This is a genomic window from Kocuria sp. LHG3120, from assembly GCF_049897445.1.
Taxonomy (GTDB): Bacteria; Actinomycetota; Actinomycetes; order Actinomycetales; family Micrococcaceae; genus Kocuria; species Kocuria rosea.
In genome coordinates, this window is record NZ_JAFCWG010000001.1 from 434,793 (window position 1) to 456,528 (window position 21,736).

A 21,736-nucleotide genomic window follows, 5' to 3' on the forward strand; every position below is an offset into this window, starting at 1 on the left:
TCACAGCTCCTGCGCGAATCGGCCCTCGAGGCGACGGAACAGCAGGTCGCCCAGGAACATGACGACCGTGACCACCAGCAGCGCCACCGGCGTCCAGAGGGAGAACAGGTGGGGCGGCACCTCGTGGGCGCCGGGGGTGGTGGTCGGCAGCCAGAACGCCGCGTGCGAGAGCTCCACGGCCACGGTCAGGGGGTTGAGCATGAACCCGGCGAACCACACCGGGCCCAGGACGTCCCGGACCATCGTCCACGAGTAGAGCACCGGGGCGGACCACGTGCTGACCATGACGATCAGGTCCACGAAGTTCTCGGCGTCGCGGAAGAACACGTTCGCCGCGCCGAAGAGCATGCCCAGCCCGGCCCCCAGCAGACCCACGATCAGCAGCGCCGCGGGCACGGCCAGCAGCGAGATCCACGTGGGCGACCAGCCCACGACGAGGGCGGCCAGGAGCATGACCACCAGCTGCGGCATGAGGTGCACGCCGGCGACCCACACGGAGGCCACCGGGAACATCTGCCGGGGCAGGTAGATCTTCTTGATCAGGCTCGCGTTGGCCACGATCGAACGCGCCGCGTTGCCGAAGGACTCCGAGAAGAAGTTGATCAGGATGATCCCGGAGAACAGGTACACGGCGTAGTTCTCCATCCCGCGCTCCAGGCCCAGGAAGATGCCCAGGGCCACGTAGAAGACCACGAACTGGATCCCCGGCTTGACGTAGGACCACAGCAGCCCGAGGACCGTGCCCCGGTAGCGGATCTGCAGCTCCTTGTCGACCAGCAGCTTCAGCAGGTAGCGCTGGCGGAACACCGCCGGCAGCCCCGTCCCGGGAGACGGCCTCCGGACGACCGTGGCAGCCGGCATCAGGCGCCGATCTCCGAGTGCTCGCGGAAGGTCGCCTCCCAGGCCGCCATGGAGGTGACCTCCGGCAGGGCGGCCCGGTAGCGGCGGGACAGCTCCGGCCAGCGCAGGGCCAGCTGGGCGTGCAGCCGCAGGGACTCCGCCATCAGGGCGCGGGCCTCCCGGGGCGAGCGCTTGTACCAGGTGTAGCCGGTGCCGTCCGAGGCGGAGACCAGGGCGCTGTCGTAGCGGGCGAGCCGCCACCACCGGGCGTCCTGGTAGGGCAGGTGCACCTGCGGGTGCTGCTCGGCCTGCTCCTGCGGGCGCACGGCGAGGTGGCGGACCACGGCGGTGGTCGCGGAGGTGAGCACCTTCAGCCCGTGCGGGGCGGAGAGCCGCCGGGTCCGCAGGGGCTTCGCCGACGCGACCGTGGGGTAGGCGTCGAGGTCCGCCTCGTAGACGGCGTCGGAGTGCTGGGTCATCATCCGGCGCACGTCGCGGATCCGCTGGGGCAGCAGCTCGTGCAGGGCCTCGGGCCCGGCGAGGACGTCCCGCAGGGCCAGGACCCGGGCCTCCTCCGCGAAGTACTGCATGGACAGCAGGTGCCGCAGGTCCTTGATCCCGTTGCGCCCGAGCACCTCGCCGCCGCGGTCGAACGGGGAGTGCAGCAGGGCGGCCACGAGCTGGTTGCGCTTGTGGAAGTACGCCTGCCAGCTGATGGTGTCGTCCTTGTCCGCCCAGGCCAGGTGCCACACGGCCACGCCGGGCAGGGACACGGTGCGGTAGCCGGCCGCCTTGGCGCGGATGCCGTACTCGACGTCGTCCCACTTGATGAACACGGGCAGCGCCAGGCCGATCTCGCGGACGACCTGCGTGGGGATGAGGCACATCCACCACGCGTTGTAGTCCACCTCGATGCGGCGGTGCATCCACGCGGTGCTGCGCAGGTTGCTGCGGCGGAAGTCGTGGCCGATCTCCACGCCCTCGCCCGCGGGGCCGTACTGGAAGCTGTACGGGTCCATGGCCTCGCCGAAGTTGTGGATCTTCGTCGGGTTGAGCAGGTCGATCATGTGCCCGCCGACCAGCGTGGGCCGCTTGCAGAAGTCGGCGAACACGCTGATCCGGCGCACGGCCTCGGGCTCGATCTCGACGTCGTCGTCCATGAGCAGAACGTAGGTGCTGTCGGCGCGCACGGCCTCGTACATGCCGCGGGCGAAGCCGCCGGCCCCGCCCAGGTTGCCCTGGTCGATGACGCGCAGCCGGTCGCCGAAGCGCTCCTGGACCTCGCTGAAGCCCGGCTCGTCGACGACCTTCTGGTTGCCCTGGTCCACGATCACGACCTGCGCGACCTGCGGCAGGTGCTCGCGCTGCTCGTCCAGGAGGCGGGCGTTGGTGAGGCAGTAGGAGGGCTTGTTCATGGTCGTGATCTGGAGGGTCACGGACCCCTCCGTGGTGCCCGTGCCGTCGCCCAGCCACTGGGCGCCCAGGACCTCGAGCTCCTGGTCCGCCGCGGTGGCGTCGAACCAGTACCACCCGCCGTCGGCGAAGGCCTTCAGCGGCAGCACGACCTCGGTCAGCCGCTCGGCGCCGGAGACCTCGTGCACCGACACGGGCACGGACTCGCCGCGCGCGTTGGAGCTGTGCACGTTCACCGAGCCGCGGCCCGTGGTGCGCACGCGCAGCACGACCTCGCGCAGGTGGGTGTTGTGCCGCCAGTAACTGGCCGGGAACGCGTTGAAGTACGTGGCGAAGGACACGGTGCTGCGGGCCGGCACGCGCACGGAGGTGCGGCCGAGGATCGCCACGCCGTTGGCGGTCCCGGTGTCGGAGGCCACGTTGACCACGATCTGGGGCCGCTGCTCCTTCGTGTCCTCCTGCTGGGCGGCGGTGCCCGTGTCCGCCCGGGAGTCCAGGTAGAGGGGCTGGGTCGGGAAACGGTCCTTGGCCGGGAAGACGAGCTCCTGCAGCACCCGGTAGGAGGTGCCCTCGGTGCCGGTCCGTTCGGTGTCCTGGGTCGTCGCGGTCACGCGTCCACTCCCCCGCTCTCGATGGTGGCCCCGCCGGTGAAGTGGGGCTTGAGCTTGTTGTCGACCATGGACAGCGCGGCCCCGATGGCCATGTGCATGTCCAGGTACTTGTAGGTGCCGAGGCGGCCGCCGAACAGGACCTTGTCCTCGCCGCGGGCGAGGTCGCGGTACTTGAGCAGCTTCTCGCGGTCCACCGAGGTGTTGACCGGGTAGTACGGCTCGTCGCCCTTCTCCGCGAAGCGGGAGAACTCGCGCATGATCACCGTGGCGTCCGTGGTGTAGTCCCGCTGCGGGTAGAAGTGGCGGAACTCCAGGATCCGGGTGAAGGGGACGTCGGGGTCCGGGTAGTTGATCACCGGGGCGCCCTGGAAGTCCTCGATCGGCAGGACCTCCTGCTCCAGGTCGATGGTCCGCCACGAGAGGTCGCCCTCGGCGTAGTCGAAGTACCGGTCCACGGGGCCCGTGTAGACGACCGGGACCTGCCCGGAGACGGCGGAGCGGGAGTAGTCGTGGCCCTCGTCGAAGAAGTCGGTGTCCAGCCGGACGTCGATCTTGGGGTGGTCCGCCATGCGCTCGAGCCACGCGGTGTAGCCGTCCACCGGCAGGCCCTCGTACTTGTCGTTGAAGTACCGGTTGTCGTAGGTGTAGCGCACGGGGAGCCTGTTGATGATCGAGGCGGGCAGGTCCTTGGGGTCCGTCTGCCACTGCTTGCCCGTGTAGTGCTTGATGAACGCCTCGTAGAGCGGCCGGCCGATGAGCTGGATGCCCTTGTCGTTGAGGTTCTGCGGGTCCGTCCCCGCGAGCTCCCCGGCCTGCTCCTGGATCAGCGCCCGGGCCTCGGCCGGCGAGTACGCCGCGCGGAAGAACTGGTTGATCGTGCCGAGGTTGATCGGCATGGGGAAGACCTCGTCGTGGTGCCGCGTGTAGACCCGGTGCACGTAGTCCGTGAAGTCGGTGAACCGGTTCACGTAGTCCCAGACCCGCTCGTTGGAGGTGTGGAACAGGTGGGCGCCGTAGCGGTGCACCTCGATCCCGGTCTGGGGCTCGTTCTCCGTGTAGGCGTTGCCACCGATGTGGGGCCGCCGGTCGATGATGGCCACGTCGAGGCCCAGCTCGTTGGCGGCCCTCTCGGCCACGGTCAGGCCGAACAGGCCGGACCCTACGACGACGAGATCTGCGTTCACGGGCTAACTCCTGGGGTTGGTGTCCTGGTGGGCCCGGCCGGCGTCCGGCCGGTGAGGGGGCGGCACGGGCGCGCCGGGCGTGCGCTGCGTACCAAAGTACCTGATCAGTCGGGGAAGCCCTGGAGCAGCCACTCGGCGGCGAGGCGACCGGAGGCCGCCAGGGAGGCGTTCTCGGCCGCCCACGCGGCCCGGCGGCGGCGCTCCCGGTCGTTGTCCTCGGCCAGCGCCGGGTCGAGCCGGCGGTCGAGGGCGGCGATCATGGCCTCGGCCACCGCGTCGGCGTCGTGGTCGACGGCCGCGCCCAGGCCGTTGTCCTGCACGAGCTCGGCCGCGACCCCCGCCCCCGCGTAGACGACCGGCGTCCCGCACGCGGCGGCGGCGTAGATCTTGGTGGGCTTGGTGAAGTCGTAGCCGATGCCCGGGAGCACCGCACCCAGGGCTGCGACGGACCCCCGGGTCCACTCCGCGGTCTCGGCGGCGGGGCGCAGCCCCTCGAAGATCACGCTCCCCGGGGCGAGCCGCTCGGCGATCTCCTGGACGCGGTCGATGTCGGAGCCCCTGCCGAAGAAGCGCAGGCGGGCGTCGGGGTGGGCCTCGAGGACGCGGGGCATGGCGCGGACGAAGACGTCGGCGCCCTGCCACTCGGACATCGACCCGGCGTAGACGAAGTAGGGGGCGCCGGGCTCGGCGACCGGTCCGTCGGGGCGGAAGACGTCGGTGTCGATGCCGTTCTCCGCCACGAGCACCTTCTCCCAGGCCACGCCGGTGACGGACTGCAGCTCGCGGCCCATGGCCTCGGACACGGTGAGCACGCCCGCGGCCCGCCGGGCCGCGAGGGTCTCCATGACGCGCATGGCCCGCTTCACCGGCGCGGAGACCTCCATCTTCTCGGCGGCGGTGGTCCAGATGTCGGGGGCGTACCAGATGTAGGGACGGCCCCGCAGGAGCGAGGAGACGAGCACGGCCATTCCCGTGGTGGGGGGCGGTTCGCTGACCACGAGGTCGGCCCGGGTGGCCAGCAGCCGGAAGAGGACGGGGACGTCGAAGCTGAGGTACTGGACGATCCCGCGCACGTAGTCGAACCGGTCGCGCAGGACGGGCCACCGGCGCACGTCGTAGGGCTCCGGCTCGATGACGGACCCGGCGGGCGGACGCGTGGTGAGGACCGTGACCTCCGCCCCCGCCTCGGTCAGGCCACGGGCCAGGGCCCGCAGCCGGAAGGACGCGGCCGCCGGCTCGGGGGCGAAGATGCGGCTGACGATGACGATGCGGCGGGGAGTCACGGGACCACCTGTTCGGAGCTGCTCGACGGGAGGGGACGAAACGGACGGGGCCCGGGCACGACGACGGCGGGCACGGGCGCTCCAACTGTACTGGTCCTGCCCGGCCGTCCCGGGCGGGCGCGCCCCGGGGCCGCGGGGGCCGGCCGGGCGGACCCGCTCACCGGACGGTGCGGCTCGTCCACGCCAGCACGCCCGGCCGGAAGAGCAGGACGAGCACGACGAGGGCCGGCACCGCCGTCGCGAGCCCGGGCCCCCACTGCCCCGACCGGAGCAGGGGGTAGGCGAGCACCAGGAGGAAGAGCTGGACCACGAGCGCGGCCGCGCGGGGCCACCGGAAGCCGCGCCAGAGGCCCCGGCCCACGCGCAGCAGCCACAGGGCGCCCCCGGCGAAGACCGCCGCGAGGAAGACCGTTCCGCCCACGGTCAGGGGCTCCTCGAACAGGAGGGACCAGACCAGCCGCAGGGCGGCCCCGGCGAGGACCAGGGCCTCGAGCAGCACCACGCCGGTCAGGACCGCGACCGCGCGGGGCCGGGCGTCCCGGGAGGGGGTGGGCATGGGGTTCTCCTTCCGGCCGGGCGGCGGGCCCCGGCGCTCCCCGCCACCCTAGTCCGCCCGCCGCCGGCGCGGCCCGCCGTGCGGATCGTGCGGCGGCCCGTCCCGGGCGTCCTGTGAGCAACGCCTCACCGACCCGGCTGTGACGCGCCACCCAAAGCCCTTGTCCGCACCCCTCCGGCGTGGGAAGGTGGACGTCAGTTCTTCACAAGGCCCGTGCGAATGGGCCTTTTCTCTTGTCCCGGACGCGGCCGCCGCAGGATCCTTCTGCCCTGCCCCGACGGGACCCACCCTTGAAAGGAGCGATCGCTGACCATGGATTGGCGTAGTCGCGCAGCATGCCTGGAGAAGGATCCCGAGCTATTCTTCCCCGTGGGCAACACCGGACCTGCTCTCCTGCAGATCGAGGAGGCGAAGGCCGTGTGCCGCAGCTGCCCGGTGATGGACACCTGTCTGCAGTGGGCCCTCGAGTCCGGCCAGGACGCGGGCGTCTGGGGCGGGATGAGCGAGGACGAGCGCCGCGCCCTCAAGCGCCGCGCCGCCCGCGCCCGCCGCGCCTCCTGAGCGCTCCGCTCGCACCGAGGACCGGGAACCCTGCGGGGTCCCGGTCCTCGCCGCTTCCCGGGCCCTCGCCGGATCAGTCGTCGAGGCGGGCGCACACCGTCACCTCGGTGCCCCCGCCCTGCCGCGGTTCCCAGCGGATCCAGCCCCCGAGCTCGCCCGCCACGAGGGTGCGCACGATCTGCATCCCGAGCCCCTCGCCGCCGCCCGCCCTGCGGAAGGCGCCGACCCCGGACTCCTCGATGACCACGTCGCCCATCCCGGCGCCGTCGTCGCTCACCACCACCTCGAGCAGCTGACCGGCGCCGTCCTCGTCCTGCACCCTGGACGCCTCCAGGGTGACCGTTCCGGTCCGCCCGGCGAGGCCGTGCTCGACCGCGTTCGTGACGAGCTCGTTGATCACGAGCGCCAGCGGGGTGGCCAGGCGGGTCGGCAGCTCCCCGAACTCCCCGATGATCCGCGTGTGCACCGTCTGCTCGGGCGCGGCCACCTCCGCCGCGAGCCGGAACTGCCGGGCGATGAGCTCGTCGAAGTCCACGTTCTGCGTGAACCCCTGGGAGAGCGTCTCGTGCACCATCGCGATGGTCGCGACCCGGCGCATGGCCTGCTCCAGCCCGTGCCGCGCCTCGTCCGTGGTCATCCGCCGGGCCTGCAGGCGCAGCAGCGCGGAGACCGTCTGCAGGTTGTTCTTGACGCGGTGGTGGATCTCCCGCACGGTCGCGTCCTTCGAGACGAGCTCCAGGTCCCGGCGGCGCAGCTCGGTGACGTCCCGGCAGAGCAGCACCGCGCCGAGCCGTCCGGACCGGTCCCGCAGCGGGACGGAGCGGAAGTTCACGCTCACGCGCGCGCCCTCCACCTCGCTGCGCCACGCCGTCCGTCCGCTGAGCACGGGGGCGAGGGTCTCGTCCGAGTCCGCCCCCGGCACCAGCACGGGAGGCACGAGGTCCATGAGCCGCTCCCCGAGCAGCTCCCCGTCGATCCCCAGCCGGCGCAGCGCCGACTCCGCGTTGGGCGAGACGTAGGTCACGCGGTCCTCGGCGTCGAGCCGGATCGCCCCGTCCCCGACGCGCGGGGCGCCGCGGCGCGAGCCCGTCGGGGCGGAGAAGTCCGGCCACAGGCCCTCGTTGGCCATCCGCAGCAGCGCGTCGGTGGTCTCGCGGTAGACGATCTCCTGCCGGGAGACCACCTGACCCGGTGCCCGTCCGGCGTGCAGGGTCAGCAGGGCGAGCGTCCGCCCCTTGCGCACGAGCGGGACCACCTTGACCGGGCCGGAGGCACCGGCCCCCTCCCCCGACGGGCGCACCCGCTCGATCCGCCGGCCGACCCAGGCGGCACGCAGGGGCCCGCTCAGTTCGTCGGGCAGCAGCTCGCCCACCATGTCCTTGTGGAAGACCGTGGGACCCGTTGCCGGCCGCACGTGGGCGAGCACCCGGAACGAGCTGCCGGGGACCGGCATGCCTCGCCCGTTGCCGCTGCCCGCGGCCGGGATGTAGTCGGCCGGGAAGCTGAGGATCAGGTCGCCGAAGGCGAGGTCGGAGATGAGCTGCCAGTCCCCCACGAGCAGGTGGAGCCACTCGTAGTCCCCGGGCCCGAAGTCCTTGGTGTCCCTGAGCGGTTCCGTGAACGCCACGTCGCCTCCGGTGGTCGCAGGTGGGGAGGGGCCGGACGGCGCCCCCGCGATCAGCGCCGCAGCCAGGCCCCGATCCTGCCGCCCAGCCTAGTACCGCGCACGAGCGGGCCCTCGTCCGCCCCCGCCTCCCCTGGCTCGGCGAGCACCCGGCCGGCCAGCTCCCGGAGCGCGGCCCGCACGGAGGATCCCGCCGCGGTCTCCGCGAGGACGGCCCCGGCCAGCAGCGCCTCGTCGCAGGCCTCCGGGTCCCACGGCACGAACAGCTCGACCGACGGGCCGGAGCCGAACCGCGCCCACGCCTCCCGGACCCCCAGCTCGGGTGAGCGTCCCGCCGCCGAGCGGCGCAGCTTGTTGACGGCGACGACGAGCCGGGCCCCGGGCGCGGCCGCGGCGACGTCCGGCAGCGCCTTCAGCAGCCTCGGCACGCCGATGGTGTCCGCGGCGCCCACGGCCACCACCACGTCGGCGCGCTCCAGGACCGTGAGGGCCGCCGCGTGCCGGCGGGGAGCCATGGTGTCGACGGTGAGCTCCTCGTCGGCCTCCAGCGCGAAGCCGCAGTCCACCACCGTGGTGCCGAACTCCTGCACCGAGCGCTCCAGCACCGCCGCCACGGCGCTCGAGCGAAGCTCCGGCCAGCGGTCCTGACGGGTCAGCCCCGTGAGCACCCGGACGGTGCGCCCGGCGACGGCCACGTCGGCGGCCGTCCGCCGCAGGTTTGCCCCGTCCAGCCGCCCCTGGTCGGCGAGCCGGCACGCCTGGGCGAGACCCGCCGCCTCGTCCAGCATCCCGAGGGCCGCGGCCACCGAGGGGCCGTAGGTGTCCGCGTCGACGAGTGCCGTGTCCTGCCCCAGGAGCGCGAGCTCCGCGGCGAGGTTGACGGCCACCGTGGTCCGGCCCGGTGCCCCGGTGGGCCCCCACACCGCCACGATCCGCCCGGCGCCCCGGGGAGCCGGGGACTCGGCGCCATCGTCGTCCTCCCCCTCCTGCGGGTGCCCGCCGGCCGCGGGGGCGGGCGCGCCGGGCACGGCGGCGGTTCCGTCGGCGCGGCCCGCCGCGACGACGTCGGCGTAGCCCACCCCGCTCGGTGCGCCCGACGCGGCGGCGACGGCCTCCTCGACGAGGCGGGCGGCGTCCTCGGGGGCCGCTCGCTCCGGGACGACCACGGCGCCGAGACCGGCGAGGCGGCGGTGGTCGTGGCCCTCCAGCACCAGCAGCGCCGCGCCGCCGAGCCGGATCTGCTCGAGCAGGCTCGCCGTGAGGTCCTCGGCGCCCTCCGCCACGAGGGCGGCCCGGCCGAGTCCGGCGCGCGCCGCGGCCAGCAGCTCCGTGAGATCGAGGCAGCGGCGGACCACCGTGACCGGTCCGTGCAGCCGTTCGATGCCGTCGACGAGGGGCCAGGTGGAGACCCCCAGGGCCATGACCGGGAGGACCATCACCGGCCGCTCGCGGGATTCCACACGAGCGTGACGCGGGCGTCGTTGCCGAGCGCGTCCACGAGCTCCTCCATCGGGTCCTCCTCGACCAGGACGTGCACCACGGTGCCGCGGCCCGCGCCGAGGGCGGTCTGCTCCGTCTGCACGCCGGCGATCTCGGCCGCCGGGAGCAGCAGGCGGGCCGGCTCGTGGCCGCGGCCGGAGGGCTTCTGGGCGGCGACCCAGACGTCCACGCGCGTCCCCGCCCCGGCGTCCTGGGGCAGCGGATGGTCCACCGGGACGGCGACCGGCTTGCGGTCCAGCCGGTCCGCGGTGCCCAGCGCGGACCCCGGCAGCAGCTGGCCCGCCGGGATCCGCTGCGTCGCGACCGTGCCCGGCCCCGGTGCCGCGTCCGCAGGGACGTAGTGGTCCGCCGCGTCCTGCAGCCGGACGTCGACGGCCATCAGGTCCTCCCCGGTCACGTCCTGGCCGACCTCGATGTCCCGGGCGGCCGCCAGGTAGGGGTCCGTGCGGTTCGTGGCGGTGACCACGGCGGTCACCCCGGCGACGGAGAGCAGCACGAGCAGCAGCCCGGTGAGCAGCCTCGGGTCCCGCCAGGTCGGTCTCCGGAACCGGGCCGACGGGGCGTCCGTGCCCCTGACCGTGCCGCTCATCGGCGACCGCCTCTCTCGTTGCCCGCACGGCCGTGGGGACCGTGCTCGTGGCCCACATTCTGCCCGCGGCCGTGGTGCCCCGGGAACCGGTCGGTGCACAACTGGGGACAGGATGCGCGCCCCGCCCCCCCGTGCCCGCCCGGGGCGGGCGGTGGCGACGCCGCATGTGGACGGGGAGCCGTTGCGCCTCTTCGGTGGCAGACTGGAACGGGAGAGCAACCACGAGCAAGGAGGCGGAGGATGGCGCAGCAGCGCTTCCTGACCTTGGCGGACGTCGCCGAGATCCTCAACATCTCGGCGACGCAGGCGAGGGCTCTCGTGCGCAGCGGGGAGCTGCCCGCTATCCAGGTGGGCGGCCGCGGCCAGTGGCGGGTCGAGACCGCCAAGCTGGAGGAGTACATCGCCCGCGGCTACGAGCGGACGGCGGAGGCGGTGCGCTCGGGCGCGCTCGACTGATCCACCGGGACGCCGCCGCCGACCGTCTCACCCCGCCGTGAGCGAGGAGACGCAGACCAGCGCGGGGAACGGCACGGCGCGCAGCGCGGTCACGCTGCCCCGTCTGCGGTAGTCGTCGTCGGGGTGCAGGGCCAGGTCGAAGAAGTCCGCGCCCACCTGGTCGACCGTCCCCTCGAGCTCGCCCAGCGGTCCACCGCCGGCGAGCCGGATCCGCACCCCGGCCCTGGCCCGGGCCAGGGCGCGCAGCGCGTGCCCCAGGCCGAGCCGCAGGGCCAGCAGGTCGTCACCGGGCGCCCACCCCCGGCCGAGGGACTCCCACCACAGGACGGCTCCCAGCGGCACCAGGTGCTCGGTGCCCCGGTCCTCGAGGACGACCCAGCCGGCGCCCACCGTGCGCACCCGGCCCTCGAGCGGGACGGCACCGGTGAGCAGGGCCCGAACGGGTTCGCCCTGCCGAAGGCGCAGCCGGTCGGTCAGGCGCACCCGGGAGTACTCCGCGCGGGCCTGCTCCGCCGCCTCCTCCTCCACGCCCTGCTGGTGCGCGGAGGCCAGCTGCGCCTCCAGGTCCGCGAACAGCTGCTCCCAGCGCACTGCAGGGCCTCCCCTTCCGGCTCCCGGGCCGTCCGGTCGCGCAGGGCCTCAACGTAGGCGTCCGCCCTGCCCTCGTCAAGGAACGTCATGTCCACCGCGGGCCGCTGAGACCTTTACACCGGCACCCAGGGGGTGCTAGCAATGCTTAACGACGTCAAACAGCAACAAATGCTGTCAAACGACATGAAGGCTCACTTTCAGGGAGATCAGATGATCGGCACCCCAGGATCTGCGAGCACCGCGTCCGCTCCGCTGTGGTCTGTGCTCCTGGTGCCCGCCCTGGGTGCGGCCACCGCGGCCTGCGGCGCAGCCCTGGCCGGTGCGGGCGGCGTCCGCACCGGCGGGGGCCCGGACACCGGGGCGCTGATCGGGCTCGCGGCGGCCGTGCTCGGCTGCGCCGTGGTGGCGGCCTGGATCCTGGCCACCGCCCTGGCGGTGCTCGCGGTGCTGGCAGGTCACCACCGCTGGGAGCGCCTGGCCGGGATCTGCGGGCGGTGCTCCCCCGCCCTGCTGCGCCGCGCGGCGGCCACGGCACTGGGCCTGCAGCTGCTCGCGGCCCCGGCGGCGGTCGCCGTCGATGCCCCCTCCCCGTTCTGGGGCGCCGGGGCGTCCGCGCAGGAGTTGGCCCCCGCCGCGGAGGGGACGACGTCCGCCCCGGAGGAGACGACCCCCGCCCCGGAGGCGCCGGGCCCGGCGCCCGCCCCCGGTGCCGGACCCCGGCCCGGCCCCGACCGCGAGCCCGCCCCGGGCGGGGAGTCCGCCCCCGCGCCGTCGACGGATCCGGATCCGGATCCCTGCTTCCCGCGGACCGGCCCCTCGGTGGCGGAGCGCACAGTGGACGGCGCCGTCACGGTCGTGCGCGGGGACACCCTGTGGTCCCTGGCCGCCGCCCACCTGGGCCCGGAGGCCTCCGACCAGCAGGTCGCCCGTGCATGGCCCCGCTGGTACGAGCTGAACCGGCCGGTGCTCCCGGACGGACCGCACCGGCTCCTGCCGGGTCAGCGGCTCGTCGTGCCCGGCGCCGGGGGGCCCTGACCCGCCCCGGCTCCGCGGCACCCCACCATCGACCCACCGCAGCACCGTTCCCAGGAGGCCCGTCATGAACGCACCCACCGCCGGTTCCGACCCCGTTGCCCGTCCGCTCGCGCCCGAGCGCGGACGCCCGGCGGCCGGGCCCTCCGCCCGCCGGGGGCGCCCGGCGCCGCCCACGGCCCCCGGCGGCTACACGTGGGGCGCCACGCGTGTGCTGGGCCACGACGCCGAGGACGAGCTGGGCCGGGTGACGGCCCTGGCCCGTTCCATCGGCCAGGCGGCCGTGGAGGTGCTGGGCGGGAGCCGGCCGGCGGCACAGCTGGGCCGCTGGACCACCCCGGAGATCGTGGAGCGCTTCCAGCAGCGCGCCGACATGCTCCGGCTGCTCCAGGAGCAGTTCGAGGGCAAGGCCGCGCTGCAGGAGCTGCACCGGAACCCCCACGTGCGCAGGTGCCGGGTCTGCCGGGTGGGCCGCGGGGTCTACGAGGTGGCCCTGGTGGTGGTGGAGCCGAGGCGCAGCCGGGCCGTGGCCATGCGGGTGGAGCGGCTGGGGCGGGGCTGGAGCGTGACGCAGCTCGAGGTCGGCTGACCCCGCCTCCCCGCCCCGGCGCGTTCGACCCCGGCGGACCGAGTCCCCGGCAGGCTCAGCCCCCGGCGGACTCAGCCTGGGGAGGAACCTGTCCTCGGCGGGCTCAGCCCTCCGCGGACTCGGCGCTGGCGGCCCGGGCGCGGGCCCGGCGCCCGGCCCGGTTGGCGGACGCCGCGGCGGCGTCCGCGTCGTCCTCGCCGCGGCCCGCCGCGGTGGGCTCCGTGCGGGTCTGCGTGCCGCCGGTCTCAGCGGGCGCGGTGTACTGCAGGAAGCTGGGCTGGCGCGGGATCTGCAGGTCGACGGGCCCGCCGTCGGCGCCCACGCGCTGGCGGCGGATCTCCATCCGGTACAGGGTCGAGACCGTCTCCTCGCGGATCGCGCCCATCATCTCCTGGAACATCGCGTAGCCCTCGCGCTGGTACTCCACGAGCGGGTCGCGCTGGGCCATCGCCCGCAGGCCGATGCCCTCCTTGAGGTAGTCCATCTCGTAGAGGTGCTCGGGCCACTTGCGCCCGATGACCGACAGCAGCACGCGCCGCTCCAGGTTGCGCATGGCCTCCGCGCCCACCTCCTCCTCCCGCTGGTCGTAGACGAGGCGGGCGTCCGAGAGGATCTGCTCGCGCAGGAACTCCGCCGTGAGCCGCGTGCGGCCCCCGGCCTCCTCCACGACCTCGTCGACCGACAGGGTCACGGGGTAGATGGTGCGCAGGGACTCCCACAGGCCGTCGAGGTCCCAGTCCTCGGGGTGGCCGACCGCCGTGCGGTCCTGGACCGTGGAGGTGACCACCTCGTCGACGAACTGGACGATCTGCTCCTGGAGGTCGTCGCCCTCGAGGACCCGGCGGCGGTCGCGGTAGACCGCCTCGCGCTGGCGGTTGAGGACGTCGTCGTACTTGAGGACGTTCTTGCGCTGCTCGGCGTTGCGCCCCTCGACCTGGCTCTGCGCGGAGGCGATGGCGCGGGAGACGATCTTGTGCTCGAGCGCGGTGTCGTCCGGCGCCCCCGCCATGAGCCGCTGGGCGGCACCGGCGTTGAACAGCCGCATGAGGTCGTCCGCGAGGGAGAGGTAGAAGCGGGACTCGCCCGGGTCCCCCTGCCGCCCGGAGCGCCCGCGCAGCTGGTTGTCGATGCGCCGCGACTCGTGGCGCTCCGTGCCCAGGACGTAGAGACCGCCGACGTCGACCACCTCCTGGTGCTCGGCGCGGGTCTCCTCCTCGCAGCCGGCCACCACGTCCGGCCACACGCGCTCGTACTCCTCCGCGTCCCGCTGCGGGTCCAGGCCCTTCTCCCGCATCCGGTCCACGGCGTTGAACTCGGCGTTGCCGCCGAGCATGATGTCGGTGCCGCGGCCGGCCATGTTGGTGGCCACGGTCACCGCGCCCTTGCGGCCGGCCTGCGCGACGATCGCGGCCTCCCGGGCGTGGTTCTTCGCGTTGAGGACCTCGTGGCGGACGCCGCGCTGGGCGAGCAGCTTGGAGAGGTACTCGCTCTTCTCGACCGACACGGTGCCCACGAGGACCGGCTGGCCCTTCGCGTGCCGCTCCTCGATGTCCTTGACCACCGCGGCGAACTTCGCGACCTCGTTCTTGTAGACGAGGTCGGGGCGGTCGATGCGGACGAGGGGGCGGTGCGTCTCGATGGACACGACGCCCAGCCCGTAGGTGTTCATGAACTCCGCGGCCTCGGTCTCGGCGGTGCCGGTCATGCCCGCGAGCTTCTCGTAGAGGCGGAAGTAGTTCTGCAGGGTGACCGTGGCGAGGGTCTGGTTCTCCGCCTTGATCTCGACCCCCTCCTTCGCCTCGATGGCCTGGTGCATGCCCTCGTTGTAGCGTCGGCCGGCGAGGATGCGCCCGGTGTGCTCGTCGACGATCATGACCTCGCCCTTGAGCACCACGTAGTCCTTGTTGGCGCGGAAGAGCTCCTTGGCCTTGATGGCGTTGTTGAGGAAGCCGATGAGCGGGGTGTTCTGGGCCTCGTAGAGGTTGTCGATGCCGAGCCAGTCCTCGACCTTCTCGATCCCGGACTCGAGCACGCCGACGGTGCGCTTCTTCTCGTCCACCTCGTAGTCGGTGCCCGCGTCGAGCCGCTGCACGAGGCGGCCGAACTCGGTGTACCACCGGTTGGCCTCGCCGGAGGCGGGCCCGGAGATGATCAGCGGGGTGCGGGCCTCGTCGATGAGGATGGAGTCCACCTCGTCGACGATCGCGAAGCTGTGGCCGCGCTGCACGAGCTCGTCGGGGCTCCACGCCATGTTGTCGCGGAGGTAGTCGAAGCCGAACTCGTTGTTCGTCCCGTACGTGATGTCGGCGACGTACTGCTGGCGGCGGGTCGCCGGGTCCTGGTTGGCCAGCACCACGCCGGTCTCCATGCCCAGGAACCGGTAGACGCGCCCCATGAGGTTGGCCTGGTACTCGGCCAGGTAGTCGTTCACGGTGACGACGTGGACGCCCTTGCCGGAGAGGGCGTTGAGGTAGGCGGGGGCCGTCGCCACGAGGGTCTTGCCCTCGCCGGTCTTCATCTCGGCGATGTTCCCGAGGTGCAGGGCGGCGCCGCCCATGAGCTGGACGTCGTAGTGGCGCTGGCCCAGGGTGCGGGACGCGGCCTCCCGGACCACGGCGAAGGCCTCGGGCAGCAGCCGGTCCAGGGACTCGCCGTCGGCGACCCGGGCGCGGAACGCGTCCGTCTCGGCGCGCAGCTCCGCGTCGCTGAGCTCCCGGAAGCCGTCCTCGAGGCTGTTGATGGCGGTCGTGTAGGACCGCAGCCTCGTCAGGACCTTCTTGTCTCCGGTCCTGAGGACTTTCTCCAGGAATGACGCCACGTGCACACGCTCCTCGTGTTCGACTGCCGTGCTGGGACTGATGGGGGGGGTGTCCGGCACCCGCTCCAGTCTACGGGAGCCGGTGCCGGTCTCCGGGCGCGGACGAGCCCGGTGGCCGCGACCACCGGGCTCTTCCGGGGCGGGACCCGGCCGGCACCCAGCCGGGCGGGCCCGCCGTCACGGGGTGGGGTCAGCCGGCGGGCTCGGGCTGGTAGGCCCGGACGCTCTCCTCGGACTCCTCGCCGTTCTCGCTCAGGCTGATGACGCCGTAGCTCCAGCCCTTGCGGCGGTAGACCGCGGAGGGCTCGCCGGTCTCCTTGTCGACGAAGAGGTAGAAGTCGTGGCCGACGAGCTCCATGTGGTCGACGGCCTCGTCGACGCTCAGCTCGGAGGCCGGGAACCGCTTGCGCCGGATCTCGACGGGGGTGACCGCGTCGGTGAGGCTCACGCTCTGGTCGAACGCCTCCTGCTCGGCGGTCGCGAGCTCCGCGGCGGTGGTGTAGATGGGCCCGGAACTGGGGACCACGGGCAGGGCGCCGGTGGCCTCGTGAACGGCCGTGGGACGGTGGGCGCCGCGGTGCACCTTGCGGCGGTCGCGGGCCCGGCGAAGGCGCTCGAGGAGCTTGCTGTAGGCCTCGTCGAAGGCGGCGAACTTGTCGTCGCCGCGCGCCTCGGCCCGCAGGACGGGGCCGCGTCCGGAGACCGTGATCTCCACGCCCATCCCCTGGTGGCCGGGCAGCGCGTGGTCCTTGGTGACCTTGACATCAATGCGCTGGACCTTCTCGCCCAGCTCCTCGAACTTGACGACCTTCTCGGCGGCGTACTCCTTGAACCGCTCCGGTACGGCGACGTTGCGCCCCATGACGTTCAGTTCCATGATGCCCTCCAAATCTCGGGGGTGACGTGGGCGGATGGGGCCGCCCACCCGGGAGGATTGTTGCGTCCCGTGACTCAACGTTAGTTGAATCACACGGGATATTCACCCGGCCGGGCCGGACCCGAATCAGCGGTGAGCGGAACTGCCGGCGGCCGCACGGCGGCGAGCACCACCGCCCCGAGCACCTCGGCCCCGCCGGCCCGCAGTGCGCGGGCCGCCTCGCCGAGGGTCGCCCCCGTGGTGAGCACGTCGTCGACGACGACGCACCGGGCGCCGGGGGCCGCGGCGGCCCGCATGGACCCCGCGGGGCGGGCCCGCCGGCCCGCGGTGCCCAGCCGCTTCTGCGCCGGCCCGGTCAGCGAGGCCCCGGCCGCCCGGTGCCGCAGCCCGCGGCTGACGAGCGTGCCGGCAGGGAGCGCGCCGCGGCGCGCGCAGTCCTCGAGCAGCAGCCGCACGGGGTCGAACCAGCGCCGCCGCAGGGCCGCGGGGCTGGTGGGCACCGGGACGAGCAGCACGGGCCCCGCCGGCCAGCCGGGGGCGGCCGCGTGCAGGGCCGTGGCCAGGCAGGCGGCGAGCACGGGGACCAGGTCGGTGCGCCCGGTGCTCTTGAGCGCGAGCAGACAGGTGGCGAGTCCGTGGGCGTAGCGGCCGGCGGCGACGACGGACAGCGGCGGGTCGAGCAGCGGTGCGGCCGAGGACGCCTCGAAGGGGCGGGCGCAGGACCGGCGCAGCACCAGGCGGCAGGCACGGCACAGCGCGGTGCCCGGGGCGCGGCACACGGCGCACTCCACGGGCAGGAGCACCTCGGCGGCCTCGGCCAGCCGGTCGAGGGCGCGTGCGGCCGCCCGGTCGAGGGCGCGGGCGGTGGGCGGGGTCGCGGGCATGCGGCCATGCTGGCCCGTGCCGGACGGCCCGGCCGGGGTGCGGCCGAGGATCCGGACGGCCGGGGCTGTGGACCGCGGTCGGGCCCGGCGGGTGGTCAGCCGGCGAACGCCGTGTCCAGGACGTCCTCGCTCTGCGGCGCCCAGGCGTTGCCGGTGAGCATGTGCAGCGTGCCGCCGGCCACGGCGTAGACGGAGGACGTGCCGTTGCCCCCGCTGAGCCCGGTGAGGCCCTCGATGCCGGGCAGCTCGCGGAAGCGCCCGGACACGTCGTAGACGCGGGGCCGGACGGAGCCGGTGCCGCCGAGCGGGGCCGCGACGAACTCGCGGTCGCTGAGCCACAGGGCCGCGTCCGCGTCGACGTCCGCGGCCACCCGGAACGGCTCGTTGAGCCGGCGGGGCGTGCCGTCTGGCTCGCGCACCACACCGGTCAGCCAGATCTGGGAGACCCCTTCGTCCTCGGTGACGACGAGCGCCCGGGTGCCCCCGCGCGAGACCCGCAGGGACGTCACGGTCCGCGCGGCGAGCCACGATGCCTCGACGCGGACCGGGCTCCCGGCGCCCGGGACGGCGCGCACGGCCCGGACGGTCCCGGCGGAGTCCCCGGTCCACACCCACCCGTGCTCGTCGAAGCTCGGTCGGGTCAGGCCGGTCCCGCTGAACTGCTCCACGGGCTCCTCCTCCCGCGCCACGGTCACGAGCGAGCCGGTGCCCGTGTCCACGAACGCGAAGTGCTCGGCGGCGGCGTCCATCGCGGGGCTGGACGGGTGGTGGCCGTCCAGCGGCGGGATCCCGTCCACGTTCTCGGTCTGGCCGCCCTGGTAGAACACGAGGTCGCCCTCGCGCAGCCCGACCTGGCGGGACGGGACGGTGACGTCCTGGACGGGCGCGGCGTCCGTCCACCCCGCGCCCAGCTCCACGGGCGCCCCCTCGACGAGCAGCTCCACGTCGTTCACCGCGGTCAGCGACCGGAGGCTCAGCGCGAGCTGGTCGTGCATCCGGCGGTTGATCTCGATGTTCGCCGGGTCGAACTCGGGCACGCTGAGCTCCACCGTGGCGGTGCCGTCCCGCACGGGCACCGCCGAGCGGGCGAGCGTGGTGCCCGGCGGGAAGGCCGAGGTCACGGCCCCCCGGAGGTAGGGCGCGGGGCCGCCGAGCAGGGCCCGCACGATCGACGTCGAGACGGGCACCCGGTCCGGGAACCAGCGGGGGTCGACCACCACGTTGGACAGGTCCTCGTCCGCGAAGTAGAGGTGGTGGGGCTCGAAGATGTCCTCGAAGTCGGCCGGGGTGAGCGCCGTGGCGTCGGGGGCGTCGGAGATCCGCCACTGGCCGTCCACCTGGACCACGTCGAAGTCGAGCACCTCGGTGGCGCCCGCCGGCTTGCGCTCGATCACGCCGCTGCCGTCCACCACGCTGTCCACCTCGAGGTTCACCCGGTACTCGTTGTCCTCGAGCCGGGGCACGGGCACGGCGTCGCCCCGGTGCACGAGGGTGCGCGCGTCGGGGTGCCAGGTGCCCGCGAGCTCGGGGGTGAGGTACTCGCGGGCCACGGAGTAGTCGTCGGCCACGCCCGTCCCGGCCGCGAGGAAGCCCCGCACGATCTGCTCCGGCGTCGCGCCCTCGCGGGGGCCGGCCGGCTCGACGTCGTAGCTCGGCTGGACCGCGGACCGGGTGGGCTCCGCGTGCCGGTGCACGGGTCCCGTCCGGGGAATGGCTCCGCAGCCGCCGAGCGCCACGGCCGCGGCCAGGGCCAGTGCTGCCGTGCGGGTCTGCCGCCGGGTCCTGCTCATGACCGGTCCTCCTCGACGTCGGTCGGCTGGGCCGCGGCGGGGGGCGCCGGCTCCGCCGCGGCCGCGGAGGCCAGGGCCAGGGTCCCCGTCCTGGTCACCACCGCGGTCTCCGGGTACGCGTCGGCGTCGGGCGGCAGACCGAGCGGGCTCTCGTCGTCGGGCACGAGCCGCCGTCCGCGGGTCCGGGGCAGGGTGAGCCGGAAGCACGCGCCCTCCCCCGGGGCGCCCCAGACGTCGAGCCGCCCGCCGTGCAGCCGCGTGTCCTCGGTGGCGATCGCGAGGCCCAGCCCCGTCCCGCCGGTCGTGCGGGCCCGGGCCGGGTCAGCGCGCCAGAAGCGGTTGAACGCCTTGGCGGCCTCCTCCTCGGTCATCCCGATGCCGTGGTCGCGCACCGCCACCGCCGCGGCCACCTCGGAGGCCCCCACCACGATGTCGATGGGCCGGCCCTCCCCGTGCTCGAGGGCGTTGACCACGAGGTTGCGCAGGATCCGCTCGATCCGCCGCTGGTCCCCCTGGACGGTGCAGCGGGACAGCTCCGAGCGCACCCGCACCGTGGAGCCGGACGAGACGGCGAGCGGGGCGGCGGCCTCCACGACGTCGTGCACGACCGAGAACAGCTCGACGCTGGCCACCTCGAGCCGCGCCGCCCCCGCGTCGAAGCGGGAGATCTCCAGCAGGTCGGCCAGCAGGGCGTCGAAGCGGTCCACCTGGTGGTAGAGCAGCTCGGCGGAGCGCCGGTTGACGGGGTCGAAGTCCTCGCGGGCGTTGAAGAGCACCTCGGCCGCCATCCGCACCGTGGTCAGCGGGGTGCGCAGCTCGTGGGAGACGTCCGAGACGAAGGTCTGCTGCATCGAGGAGAGCTGCTCGAGCTGGGTGATCTGGTCCTGCAGGCTGTCCGCCATGCGGTTGAAGGACCGGGCGAGACGGGCGACCTCGTGCGAGCCGCTGACGGGCATCCGCACGCCCAGGTCGCCGTCCGCGAGCTGCTCGGCCACGCGGGCGGTGCTGGACACGGGGCGGACCACTTCGCGGGTGACGTACCAGACGATCGCGCCCACGAGCAGCAGCAGGACGACCACCGACAGCAGCAGCACCGCGTGCATCGCGTCGAGGGTGCGCTGCGGCTCGGAGAAGTCGTAGACGAGGTAGAGCCCGTAGCGGCTGTTCTGGTAGAGGTCCACCACCGTGCCGACGACGATGACGGGGGCCTCCTCCCCGTTCTCCGTGACCCGGACCGAGGCGGGCTGCCAGAACACGCCGTCCTGCTCCGCGAGCCGCTCCTGCAGCTCCGGCGGCACGGTGCTCGAGGTCATCCAGGGGCTCTGGCTCTGCGCCGGGATGAGGGTCTGCCCGCTCGTGAAGTCCATCGGGAGCAGGATCCAGCGCTCCGTCTCCGCGCCGTCGACCGAGAGCGAGCCGAGGGTCGAGGCCACGAGCGCCTGCAGCTCGTCGCGGTCGGAGGCGTCCGAGGCGTCGAAGCTGGCCTGCACCTGCTCGAAGTCCGCGGTGGCCGAGGCGAGGACCTGGTCCAGCCGTTCCGAGAACAGCCGGTCCGCGATCTGGTGGGAGAGGAAGCTGCCCGTGACGAAGAAGGCCAGCGCGGTCAGGGAGAGGGACACGGCGATGGCCCGGAACTGCAGGGACTGCCGCCACCGGCGGGCCAGCAGGAGCCGCCCCAGCCGCAGCCGCCGGGTCGCGGCGCCGGCCGGCCCGCGGCGCCGGGAGGAGGCGGCGGCGTCCGGCGGGGTCATCGGGCGGACGTGCCCGCCTTGTAGCCGACTCCGCGCACGGTGACCACGATCTCGGGGCTCTCCGGATCCCGCTCGATCTTGGAGCGCAGCCGCTGCACGTGGACGTTGACGAGCCGCGTGTCGGCGGCGTGCTGGTAGCCCCAGACGTCGCGGAGCAGCATCTCGCGCGAGAACACCTGGTGCGGTGCGCGCGCCAGGGCGGTGAGCAGGTCGAACTCGAGCGGGGTGAGACCGATCTCGTGGTCCCCGCGGTGCACGCTGTGCCCGCTCACGTCGATGGTGAGGTCGCCGATCCGCAGCTCCTGCGAGTTGGCGCGCTCCACGGGGCGCAGCCGGGCCTTGACCCGGGCCACGAGCTCAGCGGGCTTGAAGGGCTTGGGCACGTAGTCGTCGGCCCCGGCCTCCAGACCGCGGACCACGTCGACGGTGTCCGACTTGGCGGTGAGCATGACGACCGGGACGTCGGAGATCGTGCGGATCTCGCGGCAGACCTGGATGCCGTCCTTGCCCGGGAGCATGAGGTCGAGCAGCAGCAGGTCCGGGCGCACGGCCCGGAAGGTGTCCACGGCGGTGGCACCGTCGTAGCAGAAGACGGGCTCGAAGCCCTCCGCGGTCAGGACGATCCCGATCATCTCCGACAGGGCGGCGTCGTCGTCGACGACCAGTATTCGCGCGTTCATCGCCTCTCCGGTGGTGTGGGGCGGGCCCGCCGGGGCGGGGGCCGCCGTGGCCCGGGGCGTCCGGGGCGTCGTGGCCAGGGTGTCCTGGGCGTCGTGGTGGACCGGGG

19 protein-coding genes are annotated in these 21,736 nt (G+C 73.9%); 4 read left to right on the plus strand and 15 right to left on the minus strand.

Annotated elements, in window-relative coordinates:
- The 5 genes from ACP7CD_RS02040 to ACP7CD_RS02060 all read right to left on the minus strand — a co-directional run bounded on the left by ACP7CD_RS02040 (position 1) and on the right by ACP7CD_RS02060 (position 5,887).
- Positions 1-861: an ABC transporter permease gene (locus ACP7CD_RS02040; protein ID WP_368796853.1), complete on the minus strand. Its 861-nt coding sequence runs from the start codon at positions 859-861 to the stop codon at positions 1-3.
- Positions 861-2,864, minus strand: a complete 2,004-nt coding sequence (locus ACP7CD_RS02045) for a glycosyltransferase (RefSeq protein ID WP_426118665.1) — start codon at positions 2,862-2,864, stop codon at positions 861-863. Before ACP7CD_RS02045 ends, ACP7CD_RS02040 begins: the two co-directional genes overlap by 1 nt.
- On the minus strand, positions 2,861-4,048 hold the full coding sequence (gene glf, locus ACP7CD_RS02050; protein WP_133411283.1) for a UDP-galactopyranose mutase: 1,188 nt from the start codon (positions 4,046-4,048) through the stop codon (positions 2,861-2,863). Before glf ends, ACP7CD_RS02045 begins: the two co-directional genes overlap by 4 nt.
- A gap of 104 nt (positions 4,049-4,152) precedes the next feature.
- Positions 4,153-5,331 (minus strand): glycosyltransferase family 4 protein, encoded by a 1,179-nt coding sequence (locus ACP7CD_RS02055; RefSeq protein ID WP_426118667.1) that lies wholly within the window; start codon positions 5,329-5,331, stop codon positions 4,153-4,155.
- 157 nt (positions 5,332-5,488) lie between these two features.
- On the minus strand, positions 5,489-5,887 hold the full coding sequence (locus ACP7CD_RS02060) for a hypothetical protein (RefSeq protein WP_368796856.1): 399 nt from the start codon (positions 5,885-5,887) through the stop codon (positions 5,489-5,491).
- 312 nt (positions 5,888-6,199) lie between these two features.
- Between ACP7CD_RS02060 and ACP7CD_RS02065 the strand changes: the two genes are divergently transcribed.
- The gene (locus tag ACP7CD_RS02065) at positions 6,200-6,448 is read left to right on the plus strand and encodes a WhiB family transcriptional regulator (protein ID WP_017833636.1); all 249 of its coding nucleotides are present in this window, start codon (positions 6,200-6,202) and stop codon (positions 6,446-6,448) included.
- A 73-nt stretch (positions 6,449-6,521) separates the two neighbouring features.
- Here the strand turns inward: ACP7CD_RS02065 and ACP7CD_RS02070 are convergent, their stop codons facing one another.
- The 3 genes from ACP7CD_RS02070 to ACP7CD_RS02080 are packed head-to-tail and all read right to left on the minus strand — an operon-like array spanning position 6,522 to position 10,161.
- Positions 6,522-8,075: a sensor histidine kinase gene (locus ACP7CD_RS02070; protein WP_426118670.1), complete on the minus strand. Its 1,554-nt coding sequence runs from the start codon at positions 8,073-8,075 to the stop codon at positions 6,522-6,524.
- 50 nt (positions 8,076-8,125) lie between these two features.
- Positions 8,126-9,508 (minus strand): AAA family ATPase, encoded by a 1,383-nt coding sequence (locus ACP7CD_RS02075; protein WP_426118672.1) that lies wholly within the window; start codon positions 9,506-9,508, stop codon positions 8,126-8,128.
- A complete protein-coding gene (locus ACP7CD_RS02080; RefSeq protein ID WP_426118674.1) occupies positions 9,508-10,161 on the minus strand; it encodes a hypothetical protein in 654 nt (217 codons plus the stop codon). Before ACP7CD_RS02080 ends, ACP7CD_RS02075 begins: the two co-directional genes overlap by 1 nt.
- 240 nt (positions 10,162-10,401) lie before the next feature.
- On the opposite strand from ACP7CD_RS02080, the gene ACP7CD_RS02085 reads away from it, so the two are divergent.
- Positions 10,402-10,617 (plus strand): helix-turn-helix domain-containing protein, encoded by a 216-nt coding sequence (locus tag ACP7CD_RS02085; RefSeq protein WP_017833632.1) that lies wholly within the window; start codon positions 10,402-10,404, stop codon positions 10,615-10,617.
- A gap of 27 nt (positions 10,618-10,644) precedes the next feature.
- Here ACP7CD_RS02085 and ACP7CD_RS02090 read toward each other — a convergent pair whose 3' ends face one another.
- On the minus strand, positions 10,645-11,208 hold the full coding sequence (locus ACP7CD_RS02090) for a hypothetical protein (protein WP_426118676.1): 564 nt from the start codon (positions 11,206-11,208) through the stop codon (positions 10,645-10,647).
- A 210-nt stretch (positions 11,209-11,418) separates the two neighbouring features.
- Here ACP7CD_RS02090 and ACP7CD_RS02095 point away from each other — a divergent pair, with 210 nt between their 5' ends.
- Together ACP7CD_RS02095 and ACP7CD_RS02100 are read left to right on the plus strand one after the other, a co-directional pair.
- Entirely contained in the window at positions 11,419-12,243 is an 825-nt protein-coding gene (locus ACP7CD_RS02095; protein ID WP_426118678.1) for a LysM peptidoglycan-binding domain-containing protein, read from the plus strand.
- A 64-nt stretch (positions 12,244-12,307) separates the two neighbouring features.
- The gene (locus ACP7CD_RS02100; protein ID WP_017833629.1) at positions 12,308-12,829 is read left to right on the plus strand and encodes an Rv3235 family protein; all 522 of its coding nucleotides are present in this window, start codon (positions 12,308-12,310) and stop codon (positions 12,827-12,829) included.
- Between the two features lie 103 nt (positions 12,830-12,932).
- Here ACP7CD_RS02100 and secA read toward each other — a convergent pair whose 3' ends face one another.
- The 6 genes from secA to mtrA all read right to left on the minus strand — a co-directional run bounded on the left by secA (position 12,933) and on the right by mtrA (position 21,629).
- Complete coding sequence (gene secA / locus ACP7CD_RS02105) at positions 12,933-15,647, minus strand: preprotein translocase subunit SecA (protein ID WP_109222181.1); 2,715 nt, start codon at positions 15,645-15,647, stop codon at positions 12,933-12,935.
- Between the two features lie 190 nt (positions 15,648-15,837).
- On the minus strand, positions 15,838-16,524 hold the full coding sequence (gene hpf, locus ACP7CD_RS02110; RefSeq protein ID WP_017833627.1) for a ribosome hibernation-promoting factor, HPF/YfiA family: 687 nt from the start codon (positions 16,522-16,524) through the stop codon (positions 15,838-15,840).
- 89 nt (positions 16,525-16,613) lie between these two features.
- A complete protein-coding gene (locus tag ACP7CD_RS02115; protein WP_109222101.1) occupies positions 16,614-17,408 on the minus strand; it encodes a ComF family protein in 795 nt (264 codons plus the stop codon).
- Between the two features lie 95 nt (positions 17,409-17,503).
- Positions 17,504-19,198, minus strand: coding sequence for an LpqB family beta-propeller domain-containing protein (locus ACP7CD_RS02120; protein ID WP_017833625.1), 1,695 nt, complete (start codon positions 19,196-19,198; stop codon positions 17,504-17,506).
- Complete coding sequence (gene mtrB / locus ACP7CD_RS02125) at positions 19,195-20,949, minus strand: MtrAB system histidine kinase MtrB (RefSeq protein ID WP_017833624.1); 1,755 nt, start codon at positions 20,947-20,949, stop codon at positions 19,195-19,197. Before mtrB ends, ACP7CD_RS02120 begins: the two co-directional genes overlap by 4 nt.
- A complete protein-coding gene (gene mtrA / locus ACP7CD_RS02130; protein ID WP_017833623.1) occupies positions 20,946-21,629 on the minus strand; it encodes an MtrAB system response regulator MtrA in 684 nt (227 codons plus the stop codon). Before mtrA ends, mtrB begins: the two co-directional genes overlap by 4 nt.
- Between the last annotated feature and the right edge of the window lie 107 nt (positions 21,630-21,736).